The sequence below is a fragment of the Aliikangiella maris genome (assembly GCF_040719265.1).
Lineage (GTDB): Bacteria > Pseudomonadota > Gammaproteobacteria > Enterobacterales > Kangiellaceae > Aliikangiella > Aliikangiella maris.
Genome location: NZ_JBFDAH010000019.1, coordinates 42680 through 62818, shown reverse-complemented (window position 1 = coordinate 62818; position 20139 = coordinate 42680). Strand labels below are relative to the sequence as shown.

Below are 20139 nucleotides of genomic sequence, written 5' to 3'. Positions count from 1 at the left end.
GTTTTCCGCGATTTTTAAACATAATCTCGGACAAACTAGTCTTAAAAAGCAATATGACAGGATAGTGATATTTTTATGTCAGTTTGATGAATTTTTGAGCGTATCTTTTAGATGCTTATCCGCTGACTGTTGCGTATTTTGTCTCAGATTTTAGAGTTAACTTTTTATTTTGACTATTCAAGTTGACATGGTTAACTGGCCTTGTTCTGACGCGAGGTGAACCAGCGATCGGCTAGATAGTATGCGGCAAATAGGACTGAAAAAGTTAAAAATGCTTTGAGATTAATCAGTGCTAAGCCTGATAGAGCACCCAGCAATGCGCCAAGTAATTCTATAAATATTAGCTGATCCTTTATCATACGATGAAATATTCCCTCCATTTGGGCTGGCGAAAACCCCGCGGCTTTTTCTTTAATCAACTCCCTTAAATCAATATGTTCAATAACATTAATGATTGCCTGGTAGACCTTTTTTTCGACTGCGGGCTGGTTCAGCCGAGCTATTAACCAGGGAAATAATGTGTCGATAATTTTAATTAACAGCGCTCGGCAATTTGATGATCGAATAAACTGATTGAGCTGATGAATTAAAACCTCATTGATACTTACCTTGGTCAATTGGTAATTAATTATTTTGTTGATTAGTTGCTCTAACTTAAATTCTGACGATTGGGCAGGATTGTTGAGTTGTCGTTTTTGATACTCAGTAATCAGTGATTGAAGACCCTCAAATAGTGTTTGTCTAAATTCGAAACTGGCTACCATGCGGAACAGATAATCCTGGATATCACTTTCAGATAAATTCATTGACCAACGCGCGGCTTTCGCAAAGTTTCGTTTGAAGGTGTCCTGCTTTTCGATATGGTGATCAATGGTTTCAAGCAAGTGCCGGGAAATTCGCGGTATATTACCTGCGATTGTCTTGATAATTGGCTCTATCAAGTTCTCCATTTGCTCTGGCTTTTCGGTAAATTGTTTTTCCAGCCAATTAAATCCCTCCGTCAGTAATTGTTGCGGCTCGATCTTTTGGGCAAGATGATGTACCAGATGGGTTTGCAATTGTTTTAAGAGTTGTTCAACCGTTTGTTGATTATTGGTAAGTAGCTCATAGCTAATTTGTTGTAAAACTTTTGAGGATGCTGGGTTTTCCAACCAATCTCGACAATACTGATGTAATGAGTGGGTTGACTTTGTAATCAGTTGTGATTGATGCAGGTATTCTTGCCAGTGGGCTGAAGATAAAAAATGATCACTCAAAGTATCAGATAATGCTTGAGCCAGCTTAGGTTGGTTTTTAGGAATGAGACCTTGATGTCCAAAGGCCGTTTTTTCATAGGGCTTAAATAACATTTTTATGGCGATAAAATTGGTAAAGTACCCGATATTAGCGGTCAGTGATACAATATAAATGTACTCTCGCCAATTGGCTGTAAGCTGTTGATTGAGCCATAAATTAATAGCAGACTGAGCGAAAAGCGTGCTGTGATAACAAAAAAGTGAAAGGATAAGTAATAGGGGTAAGCCTAATAGACAAATGTTTCGAATATGCGCTAACTGCATCGATGCTCCAAACTGATAATTACAAACTTTTCAGATAATTGTTAATGGTTAGGATATTGTTTATTAAAAAAGGTTCGTTGATGCCATTCAACAAATTTTATATGCCTAAAATGGAAAATTTATGGGTAGCATATTATTGCAGAACGGTCTGCTGTTAAACGATAAAGCAATTACTTTGCCAAAATTTAACTCTTTGAAAATTAAGACTTTAAAATTATTAAGTAAAATGTTATTGGCAAATTTAACTGGTTTTTAGGATATTTGACTGAGATGAATCCCTGATGAATGATGAGCAATTAACTGATTTTTCTGAAAAAGAGCTTATTCGATTTGGTCAGTTGACCGAGCGATTGGCACATGTTTTTTATCACAAAGTACCATTCCATCAGTTAATTGGCTTTAATTTTGATCAGATAACTCGAGAGGCTTGTCGCATTAGTTTTACCAAAAAGCCTGAGTTGGTTGGTAATTTTGTACATGGTATTTTACACGGTGGGGTGACTGCTACGGCATTAGATGTGGTTGGTGGCACGATGGCTGCCGCAGCGATGTTAAGTAAAAATTTGCAGACTAATGATGAGGAAGTTGGACGAAAACTTGCGAAAGTCAGTACCATTGATTTGCGAGTCGACTACTTAAGGCCAGGGCGAGGAGAGCATTTTTATGCGAATGCCCGATTATTAAGAAGTGGCAATAAGGTAGCTGTTGTAAGAATGGAGTTGCACGGCAAAGATGATGTGCTTATTGCACTGGGAACTGGGACTTATTTGACCGGATAATTTTTAAATTCTCGAAACTTTTATTTATTTAAGAAGAACGTTGATAAAATCAACGTTTTAATCGATAAATCATTTAACCTGGAAATCACTTAATTTAAAACAAGCGTACTGAATTACCACTTTGGATAATTTTGTCAGCAAGTTTGCGGCTAGAGGTAGTAAATGAATTCAACAAATGAAACCAGTGGTTGGTTTTTGGGTATTGGCGCCTTTATTTGGTGGGGGCTTGTACCGATATATTTTAAAGCATTACAGCATGTTGAAGCTGATGAAATTTTAGCGCATCGTATTGCTTGGTGTGTGCCTGTCACCTTGTTATTGATGTTGGTATTAGGCAAGAAAGTTGAGTTAGTAAAAATTTTTAAAAATAAGCGTTTGATTTTAGGTTTAATTACTTCAACGCTATTGGTTTCCAGCAATTGGTACATCTTTACCTGGGCCGTAACCCATAACCAAATTTTAGATACGAGCCTTGGGTATTTTATTAATCCGATTATGTCGATTTTGCTGGGTGTTATTTTTCTTGCTGAAAAATTGTCTCGCCTTCAATGGGCCGCTGTAATTGCGGTGGTTGCCGGCGTCGCGAATCAGATTATTAATTATGGTGAAATACCCTGGATTGCGTTGAGTCTGGCGACAACTTTTGCTCTTTATGGATTTATTCGTAAGCAACTGCAAGTTGATGCTTTAAATGGATTATTGGTTGAAACGGTGCTTGCGTTTCCGTTAGCCGCTGGGTTTATTTTGTATTCACTGAGTATGAGCCATGCGCAGTTCTTATCGGCAAATGGCACGACTGACTGGCTATTGGTGTGTGGTGGTATTATTACTGCTGTACCGCTAATCTGGTTTGCAGCAGCAGCGAAACGAATCCCATTGAATAGTGTGGGCTTTTTGCAATTTATTGCGCCATCACTAACCTTTATCCTGGCAACACAATATTACGGTGAACCACTTGGCATTAAACAGCTATTAAGTTTCATTTTTATTTGGATTGGTTTGATACTTTATTTGATCAATCCTATCAGAAAACGAATGGCACAGCGTCGTGCAAATCCATCAAATGTTAAGCCTTTGTAGGTTAAGCCTATGATCAATTAAGGCTGTTGGTAATCAGCTCCCATCTTGTCGAATAGCTTGATGACAAGATGGAAGTTAATCTGTTTGAAGGTTAGTTACGGTAAGTTATAAAATGCTTTGGCTTGCAAAACGGTTATTAAAATAATCATCAGTTGATTATTTTTGTTCCAAACTCTCCAGTTCCTTCTGCTACCGCAATAAACGCCCCTGGTTGTCTGCCTGAGACAATAGCGATTGATTTAACGCCATGTTTTAACGAAGCTAATGCCTCTTCAACTTTGGGGATCATTCCGCCTTGAATAATGCCTTTGGCTATTAACTCATGAGCCTGCGAAGGGTTGACCGTTTGAATACGAGTTTCCGGCTTATGTAAGTCTTCAAACACTGCACCTATAGCCGTCGTTAACAGCAGCAAATCTGCATCGAGTGCTTCGGCGATTTTGGTGACTGTGGTATCTGCATTAATATTAAATATTTTGCCTGTATCGGAAACCCCAAGTGTCGCGATAACAGGAATAATATTTTGTGTTAACAGACCATTTAATAAACTGACGTTAACCTGAGTAATGTCTCCCACTTCACCAAAATCAATAGGGCCCTGGTCTTCATGCCCAGAGACTAGCGTCGGGGGTCTTTTGGTGGCTCCAATTAAATGGCCTGATGCGCCGTGAAAGCCAAACGCTGGAAGGCCTGCGCCAAGCAATGCGCTGGTAAGATTAACATTAACTTCTCCGGCAATTGCCTGTTTTACAACGACTAAATCTTCGCTGGAAGTAATCCGACGTCCACCTATTTTGTTTGGTGTTAAACCATGAAGTTGCTGTAAGGCATTAACTTGGGGGCCACCACCATGCAATACAACGATTTGCCAATTGTTGTTAAACAAGTCGGCAATGTTACTGCATAATCCGGTTAGCTCCTGAGGGTCGAGTAATACATCTCCGCCCACTTTGATGACGGCAACTGGTTGTGATTTTTGCATTTTTGTCTCCTGATAAAATCTGGTCTTATCCGAAATAAAGGGATTAAGGCCATAATCCAGGGTTATCCAGTCCAAAGTGGGCTGGTTTGCCTGTCATCAGGTTAAAACTTTGAATTGCTTGTCCCGCACCACCTTTAATTAAATTATCAATGGCACTGGTAATGCATAATGTTCGGCTATTGGTATCTTCATCTATGCGAGTATCTATGCCAATTTCAACTCGGGCTGTACCACTAACTGCCGCAACTTCTGCTGGTGCGCCGGCTGGGCGAACGGTTGTTAGTTTGTGATTGGCATAATACTTTTCATAAATTGCTTGAATAGTGGTTTGATCATGTTCGGCCGGCAAGTCAATTTGTGAAACGGCCAGAATGCCGCGAACTAATGGTGCAGAAACCGGAACAAAGTCTAGCGAGATTGATTGAGCGCCTGCCTGCTTTAACGTTTGTACGATCTCTGCGCGGTGCTGATGATGTAATATTTTATAAGCTTTTAAATTATTAACTCTAACGGCATGGTGAGTGCCTGCTTGCGGTTTAACGCCTGAACCGGAAGAGCCCGTCATGGCAACAGTACGTATATTCGCGTTGGTTAACAGGTTGGCGTCGGCCAAAGGTAATAATCCCATTGCAATGCCTGTGGCAAAACAACCTGGACTGGCAACGTGTTTTGCTGATTTTATGGCTTCGCTGTTTAACTCCGGCATACCGTAAACGAAAGTGCCCAATCGTTCCGGGCATGGATGCTGAGGCGCATAGTCGCGCGTATAGTCTTCCAAGTTTTGTAATCGAAAGTCACCAGATAAATCGATAATTCTAACGTTAAGATCAAAAAGTTCCATCGCAACTTTGGCTGTGATGATATGTGGCATGGCCAAGAATACAATGTCTGCGCCATGTGCACATTCTTGCGGGCTAATGTCTTGCAGTTTGATGTGGTCATATCCGGGTAGATTACGGTGAACTTGACTAACCGAACTACCAATGTAATCTTTACTTGAAATTCTTAGTAATTCGACATCTTCACGTACCAGAATATGTCTTAGGATTTCTGCTGCGCCATAACCCGCGCCACCAATAATTGAAACTTTTACTTTACTCATGATTAAATTCCTACCTAAAGCTCGTTAATCGTAATGAAGCTTTGTTAAACTTCAGATGATTACTGCGTCAGAAAGTAATCGGTTTGAATGAATATGATTACTTGCCGTCATTCCCGCAGCCTTCGCTCCACCAAGAGTAATTTGATGTGAACCTATCAACAGGTAACTTATAATTGCTCAATTTAAATTACCGCTAAGAAAATAAGTTGAACAAATTGACAGTACCAAATTTGTGGACATGCTTTGACTATTTGATTTAACAAAACCACATAAGAGGAACTCAATTATTGAAAACCAATTAAGGTGGCTCAGCCTTACCGCTTAAGTATGGCAATGCCTTTCACATTCTACTCACTTTCTCAAGCAGAATTATGCCTAAAGCGCAAGCAAGTTGCCATGCTTATCAGAAAATTTAATCAAACTGCAAAAGAGTGTGCAGACAAACCATTAAAACGCTATGCTCAATAAATAAGGCTGCTCAATCATAACAATTGATTCGATGAGTCTTGTTGTGACTAAATTCACAAGTTGGCTAATTGATTATGTTAACCTTGCGATCAGAAATGAATCAGTACCATTCACTTGAGTTTGATTATAACTAGAGCTTTAACGGTTGGTTAAAGTATCACTTATTGTCACTGTTAATAGGCTAAACCGCAGGAAGGCTTGTGCTAATCAATTGATTACGATTGGGTTTTTATTGATTAGGATGTTTGCCTTGGCCCGTTACCATTAAAAGGTTGCTGATATTTTATCGCACAGTTGAGTTTCATACGCCCGATGGCCGGTTACGGTATAAAGTCAAACAAGGTGCTGTTACTTTTTAACTTTGTTCAAGTAGAAATAATATTATCATGTATTATTTCATCAACTTTGATTAAAATCATGCCTGCATTAATTAAGGTTATTCATTTAGATTAAATGGTAAGGAAGGCTATTAACATTTATATCTAAAATTTATTATTTGCATGACTATTTACATATATTAATTCTATTATTAAATTGAGAAACGTTGTGGATGGATTGTTTATATGCAGTTAGTACCGGTTTTAGAAATTCGTCACGGAAAATGTGTTCATACTTTGCCGAAAAAAAATTCAACTGAGCAGATTGTTAAAGAAAATCTTCTAGAAGTGGTTGAGCGTTTGGTAGACAGTGGGATAACCCGTTTTCATATTGTTGATGTTGATGCCATCGCATCTGGTGAGCCAGAAAATGTTGATCTGATTGAAAAAATAAAAATTCGTTACCCAACCATTCAGCTGCAATTAATTGGTGGTATCAATAGCGTTGATGCGGCCTTTGTATGGATTGATGCCGGGGTTGATTATCTGGTATTAAACAGTAAATCAGTTAAGCGCAAAAACTTGTTGGATGATATTTGTTTGAGCTTTCCTAACAAAGTATTAGTTGAGCTGGACTGCTGTCAGTTTAAACAACAAGGCGATGCTATTTTGGAATTATTGCAAAGACTGGATGAAGATGGTGTCGCTGGTATTGTTATGACGGATATCGGTGCGACAACGCAAATTGTAAAGCAAAATATTATTTCTATTTGTGATCTTATTCGCCACGTTGAGTTACCTATTTTTATTAACGGTGGCATTGAAAATACCCAAGATGTGGCATTTTATTTATCACCTGAAGTTGCCCGAGTTGATGGCATACTGATTAGTAAAGTGCTTTATTCAAATGCTTTTTCGCTTACCGATGCAAACGAGGTAATCAAAACTCATCAACTATCAACTGATTGAAATTTACTCAATTAATTTGTTTCGTTATCTTATTAACTTTATCGAATAAAACAAGCTGGTTATTGCGGATTGTTTAATCAATTATTTTTGCAAAATCAAACCAAAAAAGGAAAAGTGGCATTGAGTTTGATTGATGAGCATGCTGATTTGGCACCTTGATTGGCTACTTTGAATCAATGATTTGAGCCGGAGTTTTAAATCGGCAGTTTGACTCGAATGAATATTAGTGTAATCGTCTTAACTATTTTTTGACAGGTAAATTGATGGTTATTAATTTACCTGTCACATTATAATGCTTACCAGGAATGTGGCAGAGCTTTATGAATGATAATTTTATTATCTTCTTGAGAGATATACCCACCAGCACGCAAATCTTTTAAAATTCTCGCAACCATTTCTCGTGAGGCACCGACTCGGCTGGCAATATTTTGCTGAGTCAATTTCTCATTGATTACTCTGATACCATCAACTTCTTCTGAAAGGTTTAAAAAAGTTACAGCTATACGGCGGTAAACATCCATTAAGCCTAATTTTCTAATGGTTTCTGTTGCTTCAATCAAACGTGTTGATAAGTTTTCAATCAAATTGAGTGCAAACTCTGGATAGCAGGTTAGGCATCGTCTGAAATCCGTTTCGGGCATAATACCCAGTCGGGAATCTTCCAATGTGACAACTGATGCAGTGCGGGGAATTGATTTAATCAAGCCCAATTCACCAAAGAAATCTCCTGCTTCATGAATATTCACAATAATTTCTTTACCGCTATCATCATCCAGGTAAATTTTTACTCTACCCTCTAGCAAAAAATATAAGCTATGAGAGTCATCACCTTCCGTAACTATTTGGGTTTTCTTGGGGAAACTACGGCTATGAATATGCGATAAAATGTCTTCAACGGTATTTTTGTCTAAATTATTAAATAGCTCAAAATTTCTCAACTGTAACATTTAGGGGTCTCGTCACTTCAAAATTTGGGTATAGTGTACGCTAAAAAGCTGGATAATTTACTCAAAAGCATGTAAATATTACACAAAAAAAGAATAAAGTAATAACCAATTTGTGGATGTGTCTTAAATTATAATTATTACAAGCTCAAATTGGTTTTTTAAAATGTGAGTTCATCATTAGACATTACATATGTTTTGTCACCTACTAAGGAAATTGCTTGCGGTTTTTACAGAATTTATGGTACATCTTTTTCCTTTTATTCACTAGCCTGCTGCCTTATTCCGCTAGTGCTGAAGGGGTTCGAGAGTTTGCCAGTCAGAAGAATGTATATGTGACCGAATGGTCCAAATTAAAACATCGGGCTGAGTTGGGCGATCCAGAAGCATTATTTGTTTTAGGTAATTTCTATTTTGATCCACCTAAAGGTAATGGTTTTCGGCGTAACTATAAAAAAGCATCCGAGTTTTATTTTCAGGCAAGTTTACGAGATTATGCTGCAGCACAATATAATATCGCATTAATGCTGCACCAAGGACTTGGATTTAAAAAAGATATTCTTGAATCTTATGTGTGGTTTTTTCTTGCATCAACCAACACCAGTCCAGTGGCTAAACATATCAATACAAAAACTGGTGTTATTGTACAGCAACTCGAACAGCAACTTTCATCGACCGAATTGGTTGAAGCCAAAGAAAGAATTAAACACTACCAAAAAATCATTAAGTCCAAACGATTTCGTGATGCCAAAATGCCCGAGCATCACTAATTATCAAACCAGTTAAACATTAAATCTGTTTTGTATTAGTTGTTTGCCAATTAACGTTTAATCAGTTCACCAAGTCAGTTCAAAAATTATCGTTTAACGCCAGGTTTATGTAGTAAAACGATTAAAATATTAGCGCCTATTATTAATCCTGCCCCAATTATTTTATTACTGGTTAATGGCTCGTTTAAAAAGACAAAACTTAACACCACTGCAATTGGTACATAAGCATAATAAATAATGGCAGTGATATTCGTTGGCAGTTCTGTACTGGCTTTTATCCATAAGGTATGTGCAAGCAATGTACTGACTATCCCTAATACGGCTAAACTTAACCAGTCTGCACTGGATAAGTTAAAGTCAGCTTTTGGCAGCAACAAGAGGAATATAATCAAGGCGACAAAAAATTGCGCGAATGCGCGAATGTTGGTTTTTAAGTGTGGAATTTTCCGATTAATTAACGGCAAGCAGGCGTATAAAAAGCCACTGATAATGGCAAAAATAAATCCATTGGATTGCGTTGGCGCGAGACTTTCTGGTGGCGAGGTAATTAACATACCGGTAAAAGATAAGACAATTGCGAAAATGTCAGTAATATTGAGTTTCTGGCGGTTAATAATAAAATCGAGTATCAGCAAATGGACGCCAAAAGTTGCGACACCAATTGAAGCCAACGATGCACCAGCCTGTTTTATACCGGTAAAGTAAGTTAGCCAATGAGCAGCAAAAATGACCCCGAGTAAAATTAACCACATTATTTCCTTGGTCTTTAGCCTGATCTTTTGCTGTTGGAACAGTAATATGATGCCAATGCCTAGTGCGCCAATTGATAGGCGAATCAGACCTATGGTTATTTCATTGGCAGAAGTCCAACGAATAAGCACCGGTACAATACTCATTGAGAGCATGGCAATACTGGCGATTAGAAGCAAGCGGCGAAATGCGGGATTATTCTGCATACTGGATTTTCAATTGCTGATACAAAAGCGTAATCCGCTGAGTTAATCGGTTTCGTTGAGTGAATGCAAGTAGCAAAAAGTTATAGCGTGTACAAAAAATATTTTACTTGAGTTTCGCGATTATGAAAAAGTACTTAATTGACAAATAACATAATATAAAAGTCACTATGGTCAACCTACTTGAGCGTTAACCATAATGATTGTCGATAATAAATTCTGTATCTCATTTGCTGGCTGAAAACAACTATTCAGTGAAAGCTTTCTAAAGATTACTTACTGATTTTAAAATTTGTTCACCCCAACCAAGTAATTGATCGTTTTTAAAAACCAGTGGTGTGGTTTCATCAATAGTGGTGTCACCGTCGTCATGTTTGCGCTGAGTGCGGTAGTACAATATTCGATACTCATCATTGCCTTTGGTATAAGCTTCTGAAAACTCGGGCGCACCTAATTGATCTAAAACTGACTTTCGACTCGATTGCATAGGGAGCTGACTGATAATTTGTCGGTTTTCTCGTTGTCTTTCTTCCCAACTGGAATGGTGGCCGTCATCATCATAGCGTTCACCAACAATAATACATCCTGATAACGAAGAAATTAAAAATAAACTGGCTAATAGATGAGCAAAATATTTCATAAAGAAAACCTCCAAAAATTTATCATTATTACAGTGGAAAACAATTCAACAACTCTTTTCCTAAATCGACAGTAAAAGCAGAAATCGTGCCAATAAAAATAACTCAATTTCATATGAATTTGGGTCGATTTATAGAGTTTTTAGTGAGTTTGACTAATTTTAAGAGTAAAGCTGACTAAAAAGTAAGTAAAACTTGTATTTTTAGCCAATAGCTAAATAATGCCGACATCAACCCGCCACAAATATTTTTGCAAGATGCTTGTACAAATAAACGAAACACACTATATTGTGTTCTAAGTTAAATTGATTCATATATATAGTGTTGAAGTCGGTTTGACTAACGAAACAGGGGAAGTTGGTGAAATTCCAACACTGTCGCGCAACGGTGATAAGTTGATCGATTTTTTATGAGAAAAGTCCGTCATACTTTTAGTCCGATTACCTGTCATGTACTCTACTGCCTCGCGTCAAGGTTGGTTTGAAGTTGTTCTAAAGATCGTTTAGACAGAGACGGCTAAAAACTTATTTAGAAAAGCTAGTTAATTTAAAACAAGGTAGTTTAAAAATAAAAGCATCTTAAATAAGCGTATTTTAAGCAAGACCGTTTAGCAGAAAACTGTTTAATAAAAGCTGCGATCAGAATCTTTACAAACTTACAAACGCGAGCATTCATTCAAGTGAGGAATATATGCTCGAACAAACTGCGGAATGTGATTCAGATAAACAAACTGAATTAACCGCGCACTTAGCTAATAAAGAAAACGTTGTCAGTCAAGATAATAAGGCGACTTTTCTGTCGCCCACTCATAGTACCAATCAACGGCAAGATGATGTTTCTTATACAGTGATTCGGCGCAATGGTCAAAAAACACCATTTGACCGACAAAAAATTATTGTTGCAATGACCAAGGCATTTTTAGCTGTTGAAGGTAAAGAAGCGGTTGTCTCCAAACGTATTCACCAAATTGTCGAATCACTCGGAAAAGAAGTCTATAGCGCATTGATTCGGCGTATTCCTGCCAATGGTGTACTTCATATTGAGGACATTCAAGATCAGGTTGAATTAGCGCTAATGCGATCTGGTGAGCATAAAGTTGCGCGTGCTTATGTGCTTTATCGCGAAGCACATGCGAAAAAGCGGGGGAATGATTTAACAGCAGAAAATATATCCACTATTCCTGTCGTACACGTCATTGGTCTAGATGGACAGCAACAGCCCATTAATTGGGAAAACGTTTGTCATTTGGTTAATTGGGCTGTTCACAATATGACGGATGTCAGTGCTGAGCCAATATTAAAACAAACGGCAGAAAGTCTTTATGAAGGTATTCATTTAAAAGATCTCTATCAGTTGTTGTTACTGGCAGCACGAAACTTGATTGATCAAGAGCCAAATTATAGTCAGGTGGCGGCTAGATTACTGCTCGCACAGCTCTACACTCAAGCACATAATGGGCTTGGGTTAATGGATTTAAAAGGACTAGATTTATTACCGTTTGATGTTAAAAAGTTAACCGGTACATTAGTGGAGCCAGAGAGTTATAGAAATTATTTTGCAAGCTATATTCAGCAAGCTGCCAAGCTAAAACTATTAGATGAAGAATTGACCCGCTTCGACTTAAAAAAGCTTGCCGACGCATTGCAACCAGAAAGAGATTTACTGTTTAGTTATCTTGGTTTGCAAACACTATATGACCGATATTTTATTCACTCTGCGAGTGTGCGTCTTGAGTTACCTCAGGCTTTTTTTATGCGAGTTGCTATGGGATTAGCAATTAATGAAATTGATCGAGAAAGTAAAGCGATCGAATTTTACCAGTTGTTAAGCGCTTTTGATTTTATGAGTTCAACGCCAACACTGTTTAATTCGGGGACATTAAGACCTCAGCTTTCTTCCTGTTATCTCACCTCAGTGCCTGATGATTTATCCGATATTTATAGTGCACTTCGCGATAATGCCTTGTTGTCTAAGTATGCGGGAGGGCTGGGTAATGATTGGACGCAAGTTAGAGGGATGAATGCATTGATCAATGGTACAAATGGCCGATCACAAGGTGTAATTCCATTTTTAAAAGTTGCCAATGATAGCGCAATAGCTGTAAATCAAGGTGGGAAACGAAAAGGTGCGGTATGTGCTTACTTAGAAAGTTGGCACATCGATATTGAAGATTTTCTCGATTTAAGAAAAAACACTGGCGATGATCGACGACGTGCACATGATATGAATACGGCTAACTGGATACCTGATTTATTTATGGAAAGAGTCGTTGAGGAAGGTGACTGGACATTATTTTCTCCTGATGAAGTGCCCGATTTACATGAAAAATTTGGTAAAGAATTTCGTGATGCTTATTTAGGTTATGAACGGCAAGCAGAAACTGGTCAATTAAAAAATGTCAAAACAATAAAGGCCGTTGATCTGTGGCGCAAAATGTTGGGAATGCTTTTTGAAACGGGTCATCCTTGGATGACTTTTAAAGACCCATGCAATATACGATACACTAACCAGCATGTTGGTGTAGTACATAGTTCTAATCTTTGTACCGAAATCACTCTACATACGAATGAACAGGAAATTGCAGTCTGTAATTTAGGTTCAGTCAATTTGGCACAACACATTGACCATGGTGAGCTAAATATTGAAAAGCTGAAAAAGACCATTCGAACTGCAATGCGAATGTTAGATAATGTTATTGATTACAATTTCTATAGCGTTCCACAAGCTAGAGTATCTAATCTTAAACATCGGCCCGTCGGATTAGGAATCATGGGCTTTCAAGATGCATTGTTTCAAAAGAATCTTGCTTATGCCAGTCAACAAGCGGTTGACTTTGCCGATGCTTCGATGGAAATAATTAGTTATTTAGCGATAGAAGCATCTAGTGATTTAGCTGTTGAGCGTGGTGCTTATGCTACTTATCAAGGCTCATTGTGGAGTCAGGGAGTTTTACCTATTGATTCGATTAAAAATCTACAAGCCGAGCGTGGTAATTATTTTGATCAAGATACATCTACAACACTCAACTGGGACTCACTGAGAAAAAAAATACAGATGCAAGGAATGCGTAACAGTAATTGTTTGGCAATCGCACCTACAGCAACCATTTCAAATATTTGTGGAGTGTCTCAGTCTATTGAGCCCACGTATCAAAACTTGTATGTGAAATCGAATTTGTCAGGCGAATTTAGCTTGACCAATCCATACCTGGTTAAAGCACTCAAAGCGTTAAAAATTTGGGATTCGGTCATGGTGAATGACTTAAAATACTTTGACGGTTCACTACAGTCAATTGAGCGGATACCCGATGAAGTAAAAAGCTTATTTGCTACCGCATTTGAAATTGACTCGCGATGGTTAATTGAAGCCGCTTCGCGTCGACAAAAATGGCTCGATCAGGCACAAAGCCTAAATTTATATTTAGCCGAAGCATCAGGTAAAAAACTGGATCAACTTTATAAACTGGCTTGGGTACGGGGTCTTAAAACGACCTATTATTTACGTTCACTCGGCGCGACCCAAATTGAGAAAACATCGATTGATAAGCGTCATACTAAGTCTCAAGTTGTAACCAGTGCAGTCTGTTCTATTCTTGAACCCGATTGTGAAGCTTGCCAATAACTTATAAAGGAGAATTAACATGTTAAACTGGGATGATCCCATTGCCGGGTTTCAACTGAATCAAAATGTTTTGCAAATGCAAGATGATAATTTAAATGCCCGTGATACAGCGGATGATGTTATATCAAATAATATTGTTAGCGAAACGGTATCAGAAAAAAAACAACCACAAGCAGTCTCCGTTGGTGATAAAAAAATAGTCAATGGCCAAGGGGATATTAATCAATTAGCCCCTTTCAAGTATCCTTGGGCGTGGAATTTTTTCTTGAATGCAAATAAAAACCACTGGACCCCGCTTGATATTAATATGACAAAAGACGTTCAAGACTATCACCATAAATTAACTATTGAAGAAAAACACTTATATGAAAATGTGCTAGCTTATTTAACCACTTCAGATATTTTAGCCATGCGCAATATTGGGTTAGCCGTTATGGAAAAAATGACTGCCCCAGAATTGCAAATTTATCAGGCTAGACAAGTTTATGAAGAAGCACTACATACCTGGACTTATCAACATTGCATTGAGTCAATTGGAATAGAGCAAAATGAAATATACAATCGATATCGGGTTGTTCCACAGATTTATCAAAAAATTCAGTTAGCGAATGAATATTTAGATAGTGTTTTAAAATTTGATAGTGATTTAAGTGTTCGTGATAATCTTGAAGACTTTGTCTATTCGTATCTATTTTTTGCTGGTGTATTTGAAGGTTGCTGGTTTTACAATGGTTTTAGTCCAATCTTTGCCTTACAGCGTCGTGGATTAATGACCGCAACGGCCGAACAACTTCAATATATTATGCGAGATGAAGTTTTGCACTGTGCATTTGGTATTCGTGTGGTTAATGAAATTGTTAAAGAAGAAAATATTATCTTTGATGAAAGTCGCTTGTCGAAAATGTGGTCACAATGCGAGGCGGCCGAAATCGATTATGCTAACTATATCTTGCCGGAGCCTATATTAGGTTACTCTGCTAATGATCATATTGAGCATTTTCGCTTTATTGCTAATCGTCGGGCAAAGCAGCTGAATATTTCTGCTCCTTTTCCTGGTGCAAAAAATCGTCTTGCATGGTTAGATGAGCAAGCAAATACGCGTAAAGAAAAAAATTTTTTCGAAACTCGAGTAACTGAATATCAAACCGGTGCTGCATTATCTTGGGAGTGATGCCTTTATGTTTAGCAGCGGAATAAATTCACATTAAAGAAAAGTGTTTTTATTATTGGCTCAATGGGTGTAATATTATGTGCTAAAATTGAGCCAGTTATAAATACAATCTATGTCAAATAAAATTTTACTTGGAGTGATTGGTAATCCTATTAAACACAGCCTTTCTCCACAAATTCACCAACAGTTTGCCGAGCAGTTTGGGCATGTCATTGACTATCAAAAATATCTGGTTGAAGCTGAAAACTTAACAAGCTTTATTGAAAATTTTTTTACCCAGGGCGGAGTTGGATTAAATGTAACATTGCCACATAAACAACATGTAATTCCGCTGGTTGACCAATTAACCGATGAAGCGCGATTGGCACAGTCTGTTAATACACTTTATAAAAATACCGCTGGACAATTAGTTGGACATACGACAGATGGACAAGGGGTATTACTCGATTTAGAACAACATGGGTTTGCAGTTGAGCGAAAGAAGTTATTGGTTATTGGGGCTGGTGGTGCAAGTCAGTCCATTCTAGTCTCTTTATTAAAATCCGGTGCAGAAATCAGACTGCTTAATCGTAGTCAGGATAAAGTTACACGCTTGGTTGAGCGATTGCAGAGTGTCGGTAACATTCAAGCATTTTCTGAGATTGAAAAATTTGATGGGGTAATTAGTACAATTAGTGAATTTAATGCATCGTTACTTGCGCCAGTGGCTGCATGTATTGACGCTAACACTTTTTGCTATGACTTAAACTATGCCGCTCGAGCTCAAGCTTTTTACGCATTTGCCAAACAGTCAGGATGTTTAAGATTTGCTGATGGTCTTGGCATGTTGTTGGGGCAGGCTGCACATGCTTATCAAATTTGGCTAGGAAAGTTACCTGATATTAATCGTGTAAAAATAGCAAGTTGATTGGAGAAAAAATAATTAGAGCTGGCTGGCAAGAAGAAGATATAAAACAATTTAAGGCTAAAATAGTTCAATTTTTCCAATTTCCATATTTCTTTGTTTTACGGAGCCATCTAGGTTTTCCAGTTTTTTTATTTTTTTGTCAATCAACGCTTTGAGAGCATCAATTCGCTCACTGTCGAGTCCTTGTGAAACCAATGTTTTTGCTTGAGAAGTGAATGAATTTAAAATAGTTAGTCGATGTTTCAAATGTTGCATGACTTGTTGTGACATATCGTCAAACTGCAATGATGCAACGCCACTTTGTACATGCTGGCTAATCGATTCTGCGATTCGATTAATGTCTTCACTATCGGTTCCGGCTTGATTCACAATCTGTTGCATTCCCTCCCACATACCGTCAATTTCCTTTCTGTCAGCGAGGCTTTGTGCCATGTCTATTTGTGAGAGATCTTCTATTTTGTGTGATACACCGCTAATTGATTGCTTGATTTTGCCAATTTGATTGGCAATATCCATATTAAATGACTGAGAACGTTTCGATAGCGCTCTCACTTCGTCGGCAACCACGGCAAAGCCTCGGCCAATGTTGCCAGCTCTGGCCGCTTCAATGGCTGCATTTAATGCAAGTAAGTTGGTTTGCTCGGTAATACTGTTGAGTTCATCCAGGGTTTTATAGATGTGATTCATTTGTTCAGAGACTTCTATAAATTCACTGGCTAAAGAATCACACGAAGATTTAATGGTATTGATTGAACCCAGCATTCGCTCATAAATATCGTGACTACGTTTAGAAAAATCTGCCGTCTGATCAGAAATATCATGTTCTTCTTTAATTAATACTTCGAGCTTTTTTATTAATTCGCTAACGAGTAGTTTTTGAGAGAATGATTCCCCTAGTAATCCAGTAAAGTTACCTGCAAGATTTTCACTGGCATGAGAAATTATCGAAGTGATTTTTTCCAGTTCGTCATTGGTGAGAATAAACTCAGCTTCTGCCATGGATATGAGTTGGGAAATTAACTGAGAAGTTTCGGCGTGAGCGGTTTCTGATGAGCTTTCGACACTTTCATGCGTTAGATTAGAACGAAAAAGGCTAATTAAAATAATTATTTCAAGTGCAATCAGCAAATAGACAAACACATTGTTTTGCTGAGTCATTATCATCAGAATAATGATAAGGTTAATACTAATGGCACCAAAAATAAGCTTTTGAAGCATTGACATATTTTCCCTGCTGTAAAGCCAAATGACTTATTTTACCGATGGTCTATTATTGCCTTTGCCAAACTGGCGCTATTTTAAATAGGCCAACCGGTTTACATAAAGCATCACAGTTAAAAAATTCTTTTTTTAAAGCATAGACCAAAGCTTATTCTTTCGCCGAAAACGCGGTGGCAAGTTCATTTGTCTTAGTCAAGTCAAGTTAAGCTAAGTTAAGTTAAGTTAAGTTAAGTTAAGTATAAGTCAGCCAAACGCTTGATGATAAAACCATAAATTAAAGTGAGCACATACATAGCGGAGGAGGATACCGCTTTTACTTTTAAAAAGTATCCAAGTGTGAGGAGTTTGCTTAAAAGCCAAGGGAGAAAAGCAATTGATACAAAAATTGATTCAGGCAAGACCGGTGTTTGAGATAATTGTCGTGATTTGACCGGTCTGTTGATTGAGTTATGAGCTAAGATTTGCTACAGATAGTTGGCCTTGATTACCCTGCTAAATAGCGGTTTTTCAATTTGACATAATTGTCGGCAGAGTATTTAAAGAATTTCAACTCTTCTTCGGTTAATGGTCGAATTTTGCGTGCTGGAGAACCAACCCATAAAAAGCCACTTTCCAGATTTCGTCCTGGTGGCACTAAACTGTTTGCGCCTAAAATCACCTGAGACTGAATCACGGCATTATCCATTACCACTGCACCCATGCCAATTAAGCATTGGTTGGCAATAGAGCATCCATGAATAATCGCTTTGTGGCCAATAGTGACATCATCACCAATGGTCAAATCGTGGCCTTCGGGGTCATAAGGGCCGGCGTGAGTGACATGTAAAACACAGCCATCTTGAATACTGGTTCGTTCGCCAATACTGATTGAATGCACGTCACCGCGAATGGCTGCCATAGGCCAAATAGAACTGTCATCACCAATTGTTACATCGCCTACGACTAATGCCGTAGGGTCTATATAAACCCGGTCACCTAATTTAGGATGCGTATTTTCAAAAGATCGAACCGTCATCGCGTATCCGTAAGAATGATAATTTTATAGAATCTTCGCATTTTAGCTTAATTTGATTAGCTTACATAATGAAAGTTACGCTTAATTACGTTATTTCAAGGGTACAACACATTTCATCGGTTTATACGACGAAACGTGTTGTATCGAAAGGCGTGAATTTAATAGCGCTCGGTTATCGCATCGTAACCAGCTCTTCTGCTGATGTAGGGTGAATGGCAACAGTGTTATCAAAGTCGGCTTTTGTTGCACCCATTTTTACCGCAACGGCAAAACCTTGTAGCATTTCGTCGGCACCCAGTCCAATGATGTGAATACCAATAACTTTTTCTTCTGGGCCAACACAGACCAGTTTCATTTTTGTCGGTTGACGATGAGCAGTAATGGCGGTGTACATTGCAGTAAAACTCGAGGTATAAGTTTTCACCGCATCACCAAATTCAGCGCGTGCTTGAGTTTCTGTTAGACCGACGGTGCCTATGGCTGGATGCGAAAAAACGACGGTAGGAATGTTAGTGTAATCCAGTTTATCCGTTGGCTTATTGTTAAATAATCTCTCTGATAAACGACGCCCAGCAGCAACTGCAACAGGCGTTAATTGTGCGCGCCCCGTATTATCACCGACGGCATAAATGCCAGGGATATTGGTATTTTGATATTCATCAGTAATGATGTAACCGCGCTCATCCATTTTTACTCCGGCATTTTCCAAGCCTAAACTATGTGTATGTGGATTACGTCCAATGGCATAAATGACCGCATCAACATTGGGGAGCGCTTGACCATCAGTGGTCAATACAAATTGGCCATTTTCAGCTTTGTCAATTTGAGTAATTTGTGTGTGATTATGTAAAACAATTCCTTCATGCTGGATTTGCTCGGTCAAGGTTGTTGAAATGATTTCATCAAATTCTCGTAGCGGATGCTCTTTTCTAACTACCAGATGGGTTTCGCTACCGAGTGCGTTAAAAACCCCAGCGATTTCAACTGCTATATAACCTGCGCCAACGACGACAACGCTTTTCGGTTGTTTGTCGAGTGCGAAAAAACCATCAGAATCAATAATATGTTCTTTGCCCGGAATATCGGGAATCATCGGTTCTCCGCCAGTTGCAATTAAAATATGTTCGGCAGTAATATGTTTATCACCCACTTTAACCGTGTGTGAGTCGACTAAAGTCGCGTATCCTTGAATAACGTCAACTTTATTTTTGCCTAGAACATTATCATAAGACTGATGAATCCTACCAATATAGGCTTCACGATTTTTAACCAGGGTCGACCAGTCGAGACTGTTGATTTGTGCATCAAATCCATAATCTGGTGCCAATTTAAATGCATCAGCAATTTGCCCAGCAAACCACATGACTTTTTTCGGGACACAACCAACGTTGACACAAGTTCCACCAAGGGCTTTTGCCTCGACAATGGCACATTTTTTACCATACATTGAGGCTCTATTTGCTGATGCAATACCGCCACTGCCGCCGCCAATGGCTAGATAATCGTAATCATATTGAGTCATATAAATCCCGTTACTGTAAATATTATCTGAATAAGTTGATTTATCCGATAATTCATTGGTTAAAAGTTAACTGATGACGCTATCAGTTTCAAAAAACGAAAAGCTTACGCATGTAAAATGA

General features: G+C 38.3%; 16 protein-coding genes and 1 riboswitch. Of the genes, 7 read left to right on the top strand and 9 right to left on the bottom strand.

Annotation, left to right across the window (positions count from 1 at the left end; genetic code table 11):
- Nucleotides 1–191: 191 nt before the first annotated feature.
- The gene (locus ABVT42_RS15870) at nucleotides 192–1559 is read right to left on the bottom strand and encodes a DUF445 family protein (protein ID WP_353895789.1); all 1368 of its coding nucleotides are present in this window, start codon (nucleotides 1557–1559) and stop codon (nucleotides 192–194) included.
- Nucleotides 1560–1840: 281 nt separating this feature from the next.
- Here ABVT42_RS15870 and ABVT42_RS15865 point away from each other — a divergent pair, with 281 nt between their 5' ends.
- Together ABVT42_RS15865 and rarD are read left to right on the top strand one after the other, a co-directional pair.
- Complete coding sequence (locus ABVT42_RS15865; protein WP_353895788.1) at nucleotides 1841–2338, top strand: thioesterase family protein; 498 nt, start codon at nucleotides 1841–1843, stop codon at nucleotides 2336–2338.
- Between the two features lie 162 nt (nucleotides 2339–2500).
- Nucleotides 2501–3418, top strand: coding sequence for an EamA family transporter RarD (rarD, locus tag ABVT42_RS15860; protein WP_353895787.1), 918 nt, complete (start codon nucleotides 2501–2503; stop codon nucleotides 3416–3418).
- 148 nt (nucleotides 3419–3566) lie between these two features.
- Here the strand turns inward: rarD and argB are convergent, their stop codons facing one another.
- Together argB and argC are read right to left on the bottom strand one after the other, a co-directional pair.
- Entirely contained in the window at nucleotides 3567–4400 is an 834-nt protein-coding gene (gene argB, locus ABVT42_RS15855) for an acetylglutamate kinase (protein WP_353895786.1), read from the bottom strand.
- 43 nt (nucleotides 4401–4443) lie between these two features.
- Nucleotides 4444–5502, bottom strand: a complete 1059-nt coding sequence (argC, locus tag ABVT42_RS15850) for an N-acetyl-gamma-glutamyl-phosphate reductase (protein ID WP_353895785.1) — start codon at nucleotides 5500–5502, stop codon at nucleotides 4444–4446.
- A gap of 1031 nt (nucleotides 5503–6533) precedes the next feature.
- Between argC and ABVT42_RS15845 the strand changes: the two genes are divergently transcribed.
- Complete coding sequence (locus ABVT42_RS15845) at nucleotides 6534–7256, top strand: HisA/HisF-related TIM barrel protein (RefSeq protein ID WP_353895784.1); 723 nt, start codon at nucleotides 6534–6536, stop codon at nucleotides 7254–7256.
- 296 nt (nucleotides 7257–7552) lie between these two features.
- On the opposite strand, the gene ABVT42_RS15840 is transcribed toward ABVT42_RS15845, so the two are convergent.
- Entirely contained in the window at nucleotides 7553–8203 is a 651-nt protein-coding gene (locus tag ABVT42_RS15840) for a Crp/Fnr family transcriptional regulator (protein WP_353895783.1), read from the bottom strand.
- 218 nt (nucleotides 8204–8421) lie between these two features.
- Between ABVT42_RS15840 and ABVT42_RS15835 the strand changes: the two genes are divergently transcribed.
- Nucleotides 8422–8970: a tetratricopeptide repeat protein gene (locus ABVT42_RS15835; protein WP_353895782.1), complete on the top strand. Its 549-nt coding sequence runs from the start codon at nucleotides 8422–8424 to the stop codon at nucleotides 8968–8970.
- Nucleotides 8971–9056: 86 nt separating this feature from the next.
- Here the strand turns inward: ABVT42_RS15835 and ABVT42_RS15830 are convergent, their stop codons facing one another.
- Nucleotides 9057–9926: a DMT family transporter gene (locus ABVT42_RS15830; RefSeq protein WP_353895781.1), complete on the bottom strand. Its 870-nt coding sequence runs from the start codon at nucleotides 9924–9926 to the stop codon at nucleotides 9057–9059.
- A gap of 262 nt (nucleotides 9927–10188) precedes the next feature.
- Nucleotides 10189–10563, bottom strand: a complete 375-nt coding sequence (locus tag ABVT42_RS15825) for a DUF3192 domain-containing protein (RefSeq protein WP_353895780.1) — start codon at nucleotides 10561–10563, stop codon at nucleotides 10189–10191.
- Between the two features lie 300 nt (nucleotides 10564–10863).
- Nucleotides 10864–11027: riboswitch (cobalamin riboswitch) on the top strand.
- Nucleotides 11028–11251: 224 nt separating this feature from the next.
- Between ABVT42_RS15825 and ABVT42_RS15820 the strand changes: the two genes are divergently transcribed.
- The 3 genes from ABVT42_RS15820 (at nucleotide 11252) to aroE (ending at nucleotide 16260) form a co-directional block, all read left to right on the top strand.
- Complete coding sequence (locus ABVT42_RS15820) at nucleotides 11252–14182, top strand: ribonucleoside-diphosphate reductase subunit alpha (RefSeq protein WP_353895779.1); 2931 nt, start codon at nucleotides 11252–11254, stop codon at nucleotides 14180–14182.
- Between the two features lie 19 nt (nucleotides 14183–14201).
- On the top strand, nucleotides 14202–15353 hold the full coding sequence (locus ABVT42_RS15815) for a ribonucleotide-diphosphate reductase subunit beta (protein WP_353895778.1): 1152 nt from the start codon (nucleotides 14202–14204) through the stop codon (nucleotides 15351–15353).
- A 112-nt stretch (nucleotides 15354–15465) separates the two neighbouring features.
- Nucleotides 15466–16260 carry a shikimate dehydrogenase gene (gene aroE, locus ABVT42_RS15810; RefSeq protein WP_353895777.1) on the top strand — a complete coding sequence of 265 codons (795 nt, stop codon included), beginning with the start codon at nucleotides 15466–15468 and terminating at the stop codon, nucleotides 16258–16260.
- 57 nt (nucleotides 16261–16317) lie between these two features.
- On the opposite strand, the gene ABVT42_RS15805 is transcribed toward aroE, so the two are convergent.
- The 3 genes from ABVT42_RS15805 to gorA form a co-directional block, all read right to left on the bottom strand.
- Nucleotides 16318–17478 (bottom strand): methyl-accepting chemotaxis protein, encoded by a 1161-nt coding sequence (locus ABVT42_RS15805; RefSeq protein WP_353895776.1) that lies wholly within the window; start codon nucleotides 17476–17478, stop codon nucleotides 16318–16320.
- Nucleotides 17479–17965: 487 nt separating this feature from the next.
- Nucleotides 17966–18496 (bottom strand): gamma carbonic anhydrase family protein, encoded by a 531-nt coding sequence (locus ABVT42_RS15800; protein WP_353895775.1) that lies wholly within the window; start codon nucleotides 18494–18496, stop codon nucleotides 17966–17968.
- Between the two features lie 172 nt (nucleotides 18497–18668).
- Entirely contained in the window at nucleotides 18669–20018 is a 1350-nt protein-coding gene (gene gorA / locus ABVT42_RS15795; RefSeq protein ID WP_353895774.1) for a glutathione-disulfide reductase, read from the bottom strand.
- Nucleotides 20019–20139: the final 121 nt, after the last annotated feature.

Bases quoted from the DNA above. Each gene is read 5' to 3' on its own strand.
- ABVT42_RS15870 (WP_353895789.1), bottom strand. From the start codon at position 1,559: ATGCAGTTAGCGCATATTCGAAACATTTGTCTATTAGGCTTACCCCTA.
- ABVT42_RS15865 (WP_353895788.1), top strand. From the start codon at position 1,841: ATGAATGATGAGCAATTAACTGATTTTTCTGAAAAAGAGCTTATTCGA.
- rarD (WP_353895787.1), top strand. From the start codon at position 2,501: ATGAATTCAACAAATGAAACCAGTGGTTGGTTTTTGGGTATTGGCGCC.
- argB (WP_353895786.1), bottom strand. From the start codon at position 4,400: ATGCAAAAATCACAACCAGTTGCCGTCATCAAAGTGGGCGGAGATGTA.
- argC (WP_353895785.1), bottom strand. From the start codon at position 5,502: ATGAGTAAAGTAAAAGTTTCAATTATTGGTGGCGCGGGTTATGGCGCA.
- ABVT42_RS15845 (WP_353895784.1), top strand. From the start codon at position 6,534: ATGCAGTTAGTACCGGTTTTAGAAATTCGTCACGGAAAATGTGTTCAT.
- ABVT42_RS15840 (WP_353895783.1), bottom strand. From the start codon at position 8,203: ATGTTACAGTTGAGAAATTTTGAGCTATTTAATAATTTAGACAAAAAT.
- ABVT42_RS15830 (WP_353895781.1), bottom strand. From the start codon at position 9,926: ATGCAGAATAATCCCGCATTTCGCCGCTTGCTTCTAATCGCCAGTATT.
- ABVT42_RS15825 (WP_353895780.1), bottom strand. From the start codon at position 10,563: ATGAAATATTTTGCTCATCTATTAGCCAGTTTATTTTTAATTTCTTCG.
- ABVT42_RS15820 (WP_353895779.1), top strand. From the start codon at position 11,252: ATGCTCGAACAAACTGCGGAATGTGATTCAGATAAACAAACTGAATTA.
- ABVT42_RS15815 (WP_353895778.1), top strand. From the start codon at position 14,202: ATGTTAAACTGGGATGATCCCATTGCCGGGTTTCAACTGAATCAAAAT.
- aroE (WP_353895777.1), top strand. From the start codon at position 15,466: ATGTCAAATAAAATTTTACTTGGAGTGATTGGTAATCCTATTAAACAC.
- ABVT42_RS15805 (WP_353895776.1), bottom strand. From the start codon at position 17,478: ATGCTTCAAAAGCTTATTTTTGGTGCCATTAGTATTAACCTTATCATT.
- ABVT42_RS15800 (WP_353895775.1), bottom strand. From the start codon at position 18,496: ATGACGGTTCGATCTTTTGAAAATACGCATCCTAAATTAGGTGACCGG.
- gorA (WP_353895774.1), bottom strand. From the start codon at position 20,018: ATGACTCAATATGATTACGATTATCTAGCCATTGGCGGCGGCAGTGGC.